Raw genomic sequence first — 9,264 nt, forward strand, 5'->3', positions numbered from 1 at the left:
CCCCAGGCGACGATGTCGTCGACCATGGAGGCGAACGGGGCGGCCGAGACCTCGGTCGGGGCGAACGTGCCGTCGGCGACGTCGGTGAAGATCGAGAACGACGCCTGGTCGCGGACGACGGCGAGCTTGTAGTTCGCGAGGATGTGACGCAGGTGCTCAGCGGCGCGCACTCCCTTGTCGGCGCCGTAGTTCACGATGCCGGCGACCTTGTGATTGAACTCGGTGGCGACGAAGTCGAGGGCGTTCTTCAGCGACCCGGAGATCGAATGGTTGTACTCCGGGGTGACGAAGATGAAGGCGTCGAACTCTTCGAGCTTCGCGCCCCAGGCCTTCGTGTGGTCGTTGGCGTACATCTTCGCACCCGCGGGCACGACCTCGTCGAGGAGAGGCAGGTCGAAGCTGCCGAAGTCGACGACCTCGGCGCGGACATCATCATTGGAAGCCAGCTGCTGCTCGACCCAGTTCACGATCTGCGGGTTGAGCGCCTGCGGGCGGGAAGTTCCGGGAATGATGGCAATGTTGAGCATATGCGTCCTCAAATCGTTGAGCGGTGTCCGCCGGCCGGGCGGCCGTGGCGGTCGAGTTCACGGGCAGAGCCTGCGACCTCGGCGAACCGGGTCGCGTGCAACTCCACCGTCACGAACATTGTTGAACACTCAATCATTCCCGGATCGAAAGTGACTATGATCACCGGTTGAGGCAGGGTCAGGTCACCGACCAGGCACTGCTCGATCACTGCTCCGGCGACGAAGGTCCCACGAATTCCGCGACCAGTCGCAACGGACGCCGAACACGGTGATACCGTAATTCCTCGAAATCGGGCCCGAAAGGGGTGGCTGTCGTGTAAGGTCGTTGGGCAAGTGAAAGACTGTTCGTTAAAAAGTCGGCTTTGAGGGAAAACTAGGCAAGGAGTCCGGTCATCGTGCGCTCAACCAACGGCCGCAACAACATTCTCCGCTCGGCCCGGGACACCTTCGCGGACAAAGGATTCGACGGCGCGTCCATCCGCGACATCGCGCAGACAGCAGGCCTGAGCCTCTCTGCGCTCTACTACTACTTCCCGTCCAAACAGGAAGCGCTCTACGAACTCGTCCACACAGCGTACACCTGGTACGTCGAACACTGCCGGGCGGTCATCAACGACGTCGATGACGATCCAGTCGACCAGCTGGCCGTGGCGGTGCGCTACCTCGCCCGCTACCGCATGGAGAACGTCTCGGTCTCCACTGTGCTGCTGCGCGATACCGAACGGCTCACCGGCGACAACGCCGTCCGCGTCAAAAGTCTCCAGCGGGAGGCTCGCGAGATCATGGGCGATATCGTCCAGGACGGCGTGGACTCGGGTAAGTTCCACGTCAGCAGTGCGGCTCTGGCCACTCGCGCCATCCACTCGATCTGCAACTCGCTCTCGCTGTGGTACCGGCCGACGGGCGATCTGACTCCCGACATGATCGAGCGCGACTTCACTCAGTACTCGATGCGCATCCTTGGGCTCGACCCCGACGAGGCCGAACTCGACCGCCTGCTGGCACTGCCGGTCAACCAGGCCGGAATGCTCGACTTCATCGCCGACACCAACTGATCCCTTACTACCTGACGGCGGCCCTGCAACCTCACACGAGGTTGCTGGGCCGCCGTCAGGTAGCAATTAGGGAGTGGTGCGGAGGGTTCTTGCCAGCTCGCGGCGTTCCGCCTGCTCGGCCGGGTCCGGGACCGGCAGGGAGGCGATGAGGCGCTTCGTGTAGTCGTTGTCCGGTGATCCGAGCACCTGCTCACCCGTGCCCTCTTCGACCAGCTCGCCGTGGAAGAGCACCCCGATGCGGTCGGAGAGCATGTCGACGACGGCGAGGTCGTGGCTGATGAACAGCGCCGCGAAGTCGAAGCGGTTCTGCAGCTCGACGAAGAGCTCGAGCACCTTCGCCTGCACGGACACGTCGAGCGCGGAGGTCGGCTCATCGGCGATGAGCAGCTCCGGATCGAGCGCCAGACCGCGCGCCAGCGACGCCCGCTGCCGCTGGCCGCCGGAGAGCTCATGCGGATATCGTGCCGCATACGCCTTCGGCAGCTGCACGGAGTCGAGGAGTTCGAGCACTCGCTGCGACCGGTCGGATGGACTCATCTCCCGCCGGTGGATCGCGAACGGTTCGGCGATGCACTCCCCGATCGACAGATGGGGGTTGAATGAGGCCGCCGGGTCCTGGAACACGAACCCGATCCGTCGCCGGATCTTCGAGAACTCACGCTCCTTGAACCCGACCATCTCGTGCCCGAGCACTTCGAGACTGCCGCCGCTGGCCCTGGTCAGGCCCGCGATCGCGCGTCCGATCGTGGTCTTGCCCGATCCCGATTCACCGACGAGTCCGTAGACCTCGCCGGCCTTGATATCGAAGCTGACCTTCTTCACGGCGCGGAAATCCGACTTGCCGAACCCTCCTGGGTAGACGATGTCGAGCCCGCGCGCGGTCACGATCGATTCGCGCGCGTCCCTTTTCTTCGCCGAGGCGGTCCCCGCCGAGGTCTCCCTCGCTGAGTCGGTGCGTGGCGAGTCAGTGCCGGCCGCCTCGGGGTCCGTCGTCGACGGATCCCCCGTGGCCGCACCGGACCGGGCTCCCGCCTCGGCGGCGGCCGCTTTGCGACTGCCGGCCACGGTCGACCCGATCCGCGGCACAGCGGCGAGCAGTTCGCGCGTGTACTGCTCCTGCGGATCGTTGAAGAGCTGTTCGACCGACGAGACCTCGACGAGGTCTCCGCGCAGCATCACAGCCACCCGATCAGCGAGGTCAGCGACGACGCCCATATTGTGAGTGATGAGCACGATGGCGGTGCCCGTCTCGTCGCGCAGTTCGCGCAGCAGGTCGAGGATCTCCGCCTGCACGGTGACATCGAGGGCGGTGGTCGGTTCGTCGGCGACGATGAGCTTCGCTCCGAGAGCCAGGGCCATGGCGATGACGATGCGCTGCTTCTGCCCGCCGGAGAACTGGTGCGGGTAGTAGTCGAAACGGCTTTCGGCATCGGGAATTCCGACCTGCTGCATCGCCCTGACGACGCGCGCCTTGAGGTCGGCCCTGCTCGCCTTCCGATCATGCGCGCGCAGACCTTCGGCGATCTGCCACCCGACCGTGTAGACGGGATTGAGCGCGGTCGACGGCTCCTGGAAGACCATCGCCACATCCCGGCCGCGCATGGCTCGCAGCTCATCTGCGGAAACGCTGAGCACGTTCGCACCCGAGATGACGACAGCACCAGAGCGCTGCGCCGTCTCCGGCAGCAGGCCGAGGATGGACCGGGCGGTCACGGTCTTGCCCGACCCCGACTCGCCCACGATCGCCAGCACCTCACCGGGTGAGACCGACAGCGACACGTCCTTGACGGCGTGAACGTCGCCGCCGTCGGTGGAGAAGGTGACGTCGAGGCCGTCGACGTCGAGGATGCTGCCCGTCGCCGAGGCGGTCTGCTCGTGTTTCTGCTTGCTCATGCCGTGACCTCCGCGGGCTTGGTGTTCTTGACCTTGGCTTTGCGTCGTACGCGCAGACGCGGATCGTTGAGGTCGTTCATCGACTCACCGACCAGAGTGATTCCCAGCACCGTGAGCACGATGGCCAGACCCGGGAACACCGCCGTCCACCACACGCCGGAGGTGACGTCCGGCAGTGCCTTGTTGAGGTCGTATCCCCATTCCGACGCCGAGGTGGGTTCGATTCCGAAGCCCAGGAACCCGAGCCCGGCGAGAGTGAGAATCGCCTCGGAGGCGTTGAGCGTGAAGATCAGCGGCAGGGTCCGCGTTGCGTTGCGGAAGATGTGCTTGGAGATGATGCGGGTCTTCGAGGCACCGAGGACGATTGCCGATTCGACGAAGGGTTCGGCTTTCAGGCGCAGGGTCTCGGCCCTCACCACGCGGAAGTACTGCGGGATGAAGACGACCGTGATCGAGAACGCGGCCGCCGCGATTCCGCCCCAGGCACTCGATTGTCCGCCGGAGATGGCGATCGACATGACCAGTGCCAGCAGCAGGGTCGGGAATGCATAGACGGCATCGGCGATGACGACGAGGATGCGGTCGAGCCAGCCGCCGATGTAGCCGGAGATGAGTCCGAGGATGACACCTGCGAACAGGGACATGACCACGGCCACAACGATGACGGCGACTGCGGTCTGCGCGCCCCAGACGACACGGGAGAAGACGTCGTAGCCGCCGACCGTGGTGCCCCAGATATGGGTGCCGCCGGGAGGCAGCTTCGACCCGAAGTTGCCTTCGGAGGTGCCCAGCTGGTTGAAGCCGTAGGGGGCGATGAGAGGAGCGAAGATCGCGCAGATGATGACGATTCCGCTGAGGATGAGTCCGGTGATGAGCATTCCGCGCTGCAGGCCGACGGACTGACGCAGATGGGAGACGATCGGCAGGCGGGAGAACCAGGATTTCCTGGCTCTGTCGTCGAACGCGACTGCCGGTGCTCCGGAGCCGGGAGCCGCCTCGGCGAAGGTCTGGGTCGGCTCATCCGGGCCTGGGTTCTGCGGGTTGTCTGGAGTGGACATCAGTACCTCACTCTCGGATCGATGAATGCGGCGATAACGTCGACGAGGAAGTTCGTGACCGCGACGATGACGGCGAGGAACACGACGATTCCCTGGACGGCCACGAAGTCGCGGGCGGTGAGGTACTCGGCGAGTTTGAAGCCGAGCCCCTTCCATTCGAACGTCGTCTCGGTGAGCACGGCGCCGGCGAGCATGAGCGCGATCTGCATGCCCATGACCGTGATGATCGGAATCAGCGCCGGACGGTAGGCGTGCTTCGTGACCAGGCGGTATTCGGAGATTCCGCGGGAACGGCCGGAGTCGATGTACTGCTGTTCGAGCGTGCCGATGAGGTTCGTGCGCACGAGCCTGAGGAACACTCCTGCGGTGAGCACGCCGAGGGCGATCGCCGGCAGCACCGCATGGGCGAGCACGTCGGCCATGACGGAGAAGTTGCCGATGCGCAGGGCGTCGATGAGATAGAAGTGCGTGGGCCCGACGACACCGGACATGATGTATTCGGTCTCCGTGGTGCCACGGCCGGCGACGGGCAGGATCGGCAGGAAGACGCCGAAGATGAGTTTGAGGATCATGCCGGCGAAGAACACCGGGGTCGCGTAGCCGAGGATCGCGAGCACGCGCAACGCGGCGTCGGGGGCCTTGTCGCGGTGGTAGGCGGCGAGCATGCCCAGCGGGATGCCCAGGATGAACGCGACGATGAGCGCGTAGAAGACGAGTTCGACGGTCGCTGCCCCGTAGTTGAGCAGGATCGACGACACCGGCTGCCCGTCGGAGACCGCGGTGCCGAAGTCGCCTTTGAGCAGGTTGCCCAGGTATTCGAAGTACTGGACGAGGATGGGCCGGTCGTAGCCGGCGGCGTGGACGCGCTCGGCCAGCTGCGCCTTCGTCAGGCGTCCGCCCAGCGCTGCGGTGATCGGGTCACCGGTGATGCGCATGAGGAAGAACACCAAAGTGGTGAGAATGAAGATCGTGGGAATGATGAGGAGGAAGCGGATGAGGACGTAACGTCCCAGTCCGCCCCCAGCGGGCTTTTTGACCGCGACCGAAGTCTCGGCGGCCTCAGCCCCTGGTTCGCTGATGGCAGCAGACATGTGTTCCTTCTGGGATGTGTTTCGATGCGCTCGCGGCCGAGGGACGCACGGCGGCCACCTCGGTGCGGGTCACCGCGGGTGTACGGAGCTGACCGCGAACGCGCCACGAGGTGCAGGCGGCCCGATCGGCTCACCTGCACCTCGCGTGGGTGGTCACTTGCTCAGCAGTGCCAGACGGAACTGGAAAGCGGGGTCGAGGGTGTCGTCGACGCCCTTGACGTCCTTGCCGGACACGGCGATCTGATTGCCCTGCAGCAGCGGCAGCGTCGGCAACTCGTCGGCCAACTGGCCCTGGATCTTCTTCAGGGCCTGTTCGCGCTTGCCTTCATCGGCGATCGAGGACTGTGCGTTGAGCTCCTTGTTCATCGCCTCGTCACGGTAGTGGTTGGCGAGGAACGACGGAGTCTCGTCCGTATCGTAGAAGAACGGCACGAGGTAGTTGTCGGCATCCGAGTAGTCCGGGAACCAGCCCAGCTGGTACATCGGATAGACGTCGTCGGTGCGGTCCTTCGAGTACTGCACCCACTCGGTCGACTGCAGCTTGACATCGAACAGCCCGGTCTTGTCCAGCTGGTCCTTCACCAGGGCGTACTCGTCACCCGAGGAGGGACCGTAGTGGTCCGGGTTGTACTGCAGCTTCAGCTCGACCGGAGTCTCGACTCCGGCGTCCTTGAGCACTTTCTTCGCCTTCGCGACATCGGCGCCGCCCTTGCCGTCGCCGTATTCGGACTTCAGCGGATCGTCGGAGCCGGGCAGCCCGTCGGGCACGTGCGAATACAGCGGGGTGAAGGTGTCCTTGTAGACCTGGCTGGCAATCGCCTGCCGGTCGACGGAGTCGGCCATGGCCTTGCGCACGGCGAGCGCCTTCTTCTCGTCGGCGTCGTCGGTCTTCGCGCCGAAGGGCATCGTGTCGTAGTTGAACACGATGTAGCGGATCTCGCCGCCGGGACCCTTGTGGACCTTGAGGTCCTCGTTCTCGCCGAGGTCCTCGATGTCCGTGGCCGACAGCGACCGCCATGCCACGTCAATGGTGTTCTCCTGGACGTCGAGCTTCATGTTGTTCGCGTCCGAGTAGTACTTCATCTGCACGGTCTCGGTCTTCGCAGGCTCGATGAAGCCCGTGTAGTCCGGGTTGGCCTTGTAGGTGATCAGCTCATTGAACTTGAAGCCGTCGATCATGTACGGCCCGGCGAAGGCCTTGCCGTCGACGATCTCCTGGTCCTTCGTGACCTTGTCGGCCGAGAACACGTCTTCATCGACGATCGGTCCGGCGGCGCTGGCCAACACACCCGGCCAAGTCTGGTCGTTCTTGCGCTTGAGGTTGAAGATGACCGTCTTCTCATCCGGGGTCTCCACGGACTTCAGGCCGCCCAGCAGCGAGGACGGTCCGTTGGGGTCCTGGATCTTCAGCTGCCGGTCGAAGGAGAACTTCACGTCGGAGGAGGTCAGTTCGTTTCCGTTGGCATATTTGAGCCCGTCCTTGAGCTTGACCTCGTACTTCGTCGGCTCGGTGAAGTCGGCCGATTCGGCGATAGACGGGTTGAGTTCGGCCGTGCCCGGCTTGTAGGCGAGGATGTACGGGTAGATCTGCTGTTCGACGAGCGAGCTTCCGTTGTCGTACGCGGCAGCCGGGTCGAGCGCCACGACCTTGTCCGTGGTTCCGACCGTGAGCATGCCGCCCTCGTCGTCTCCGCCACCGCCTCCGGTCGTCGAGGTCGAGCAGGCGGAGAGGAGCAGTGCGCCCGCCGCAGCGATGGCTACGGCCTTAGCGCCAGTTCGTCGTTTCATGGTGTTCCTGTCTTTCACACGTGCTCTTCGTGTCTTCTTTGCTCGAAGAGATCCGCACCACATCATACGGTTCCCGTCCCAAATAGTGAACTGACGCACATGAAGTGATCCGCTTCGCAATGACTTCGCAACAATTCGCCGAGGCGGTCCTGCCCGGCACAGCGCAACGGGAAGCCGCCTCGGCGAATGCGATTTGCGTCACCGATGACAATCGGTTTCACTTATGAGGTGCATCACAGAGAACGCTAGGGAAACTCTCGTGAATCCGGTCGCTCAACAGCGGGCCGGCGCTGTGGCACAGATGCTAGATAAGCAACACCGTGTCGGCGATCCCGGCACGGAAGAACGAATGGAGAAGCGTGTCCGCTTTCATCGACTGGCTCAACGGGGTGGTGTGGTCGTCCGCCCTCGTCTACCTGTGCCTCGGCGCTGGTGTCTATTTCACGATCCGCTCACGGGTCGTGCAGATCCGCCAGATCCCCGCCATCTTCAGGCAGATGTTCAGGGGCAAGAGCTCCAATGAGGGCGTCTCGTCCTTCCAGGCTCTGGCCATCTCGCTCGCCGGTCGCGTCGGCGTCGGCAATATCGCCGGTGTCGCTACCGCCATCGGCTTCGGCGGCCCCGGTGCCGTCGTCTGGATGTGGATCTCGGCCCTCCTCGGTGCCTCGACGTCCTACGTCGAATCCACGCTGGGCCAGATCTTCAAGGAGCAGGACCCTCGCACCGGCGAGTACCGCGGCGGCCCCGCCTTCTACATCGAGAAGGCCTACCGCCACACCAAGGCTCGCGGCCTGTTCAAGGTCTACGGCATGGTATTCGCCGCCGTGACCGTCATCGCTATGTCGTTCATGCTGCCGGGCATCCAGTCCAATGCGATCTCCGGCGCCGTCGAGAATGCCTGGAGCATTCCGACCTGGGGCACCGCAATCGCTCTCGTCATCATCATGGGCTTCATCGTCGTCGGCGGCATCAAGCGCATCGCGCACTTCGCTTCGCTGGCGGTGCCCTTCATGGCCGTCATCTACATCATTGCGGCCATCGCCGTGACCATCATCAATGCTGATCAGATCGTTCCGGTCCTCGAGCTGATGTTCACCTCGGCCTTCGGCATCGACGCCGGACCGGAAGCGGCCTTCGGCGGCATCATCGGTATGGCGGTCCAGTGGGGCGTACAGCGCGGCATCTACTCGAACGAAGCCGGACAGGGCACCGGGCCTCACGCGGCGTCGGCCGCCGAGGTCTCCCACCCGTCGAAACAGGGACTCGTGCAGGCCGGCTCGGTCTACATCGACACCCTCTTCGTGTGCTCGGCGACGGCGTTCATGATCCTCTCGACCGGCATGTACAAGGTCTTCGACGCCGACGGCACCACGATCATCGGCACCGGCCGCGGCCAGCTGGCCGAGGAGATCGCAGCGACCCCGGGCGAGAAGTGGCCGCAGGCTGGACTCGATTCGATGATCCACGGTCTCGGCGCCGGGTTCATCGCGATCTCGATCTTCCTCTTCGCGCTGACCACGATCGTCGCCTACTACTACATGGCCGAGACCAACCTCGTGTACCTGCTCGGCAAGGCCAAGAACACCATGGTGCTCGCGGTCGGCAAGCGCGTGCTGCAGCTGCTCATCCTCATCGCCGTCGCCGTCGGCGCGATGTCGACGGCCGGCAGCGCCTGGGCGCTCGGCGACATCGGCGTGGGCCTCATGGCCTGGCTGAACATCATCGGCATCCTCATCCTGCAGCAGCCGGCGTTCAAGCTCCTGCGCGACTTCGAACGCCAGACCAAGCTCGGCTTGGACCCGGTGTTCGAGCCCGAGAAGATCGGCGTGCGCAACGCCGACTTCTGGGATCA

8 protein-coding genes are annotated in these 9,264 nt (G+C 64.3%); 2 read left to right on the forward strand and 6 right to left on the reverse strand.

Annotated features, from left to right (window positions below):
* The coding region (locus ACTIIH_RS15135) for an NADPH-dependent FMN reductase (protein ID WP_441452708.1) at positions 1–527 on the reverse strand (527 nt) is incomplete at its 3' end.
* Positions 528–535: 8 nt separating this feature from the next.
* Positions 536–736: a hypothetical protein gene (locus tag ACTIIH_RS15140; RefSeq protein WP_441452709.1), complete on the reverse strand. Its 201-nt coding sequence runs from the start codon at positions 734–736 to the stop codon at positions 536–538.
* A 186-nt stretch (positions 737–922) separates the two neighbouring features.
* On the opposite strand from ACTIIH_RS15140, the gene ACTIIH_RS15145 reads away from it, so the two are divergent.
* Positions 923–1,582, forward strand: coding sequence for a TetR/AcrR family transcriptional regulator (locus tag ACTIIH_RS15145; protein ID WP_441452710.1), 660 nt, complete (start codon positions 923–925; stop codon positions 1,580–1,582).
* A 66-nt stretch (positions 1,583–1,648) separates the two neighbouring features.
* Here the strand turns inward: ACTIIH_RS15145 and ACTIIH_RS15150 are convergent, their stop codons facing one another.
* From ACTIIH_RS15150 to ACTIIH_RS15165, 4 genes are all read right to left on the reverse strand, one after another.
* A complete protein-coding gene (locus tag ACTIIH_RS15150) occupies positions 1,649–3,475 on the reverse strand; it encodes a dipeptide ABC transporter ATP-binding protein (protein WP_441452711.1) in 1,827 nt (608 codons plus the stop codon).
* Positions 3,472–4,533, reverse strand: coding sequence for an ABC transporter permease (locus ACTIIH_RS15155; RefSeq protein WP_441091335.1), 1,062 nt, complete (start codon positions 4,531–4,533; stop codon positions 3,472–3,474). Before ACTIIH_RS15155 ends, ACTIIH_RS15150 begins: the two co-directional genes overlap by 4 nt.
* Complete coding sequence (locus tag ACTIIH_RS15160) at positions 4,533–5,624, reverse strand: ABC transporter permease (RefSeq protein WP_441452712.1); 1,092 nt, start codon at positions 5,622–5,624, stop codon at positions 4,533–4,535. The genes ACTIIH_RS15155 and ACTIIH_RS15160 overlap by 1 nt, the downstream gene beginning before the upstream one ends.
* A 153-nt stretch (positions 5,625–5,777) precedes the next feature.
* Positions 5,778–7,412, reverse strand: a complete 1,635-nt coding sequence (locus ACTIIH_RS15165) for an ABC transporter substrate-binding protein (protein WP_441452713.1) — start codon at positions 7,410–7,412, stop codon at positions 5,778–5,780.
* Positions 7,413–7,771: 359 nt separating this feature from the next.
* On the opposite strand from ACTIIH_RS15165, the gene ACTIIH_RS15170 reads away from it, so the two are divergent.
* The coding region (locus ACTIIH_RS15170; RefSeq protein WP_441452714.1) for an alanine/glycine:cation symporter family protein at positions 7,772–9,264 on the forward strand (1,493 nt) is incomplete at its 3' end.

Source organism: Brevibacterium sp. (genome assembly GCF_052105255.1).
Taxonomy (GTDB): domain Bacteria; phylum Actinomycetota; class Actinomycetes; order Actinomycetales; family Brevibacteriaceae; genus Brevibacterium; species Brevibacterium linens_B.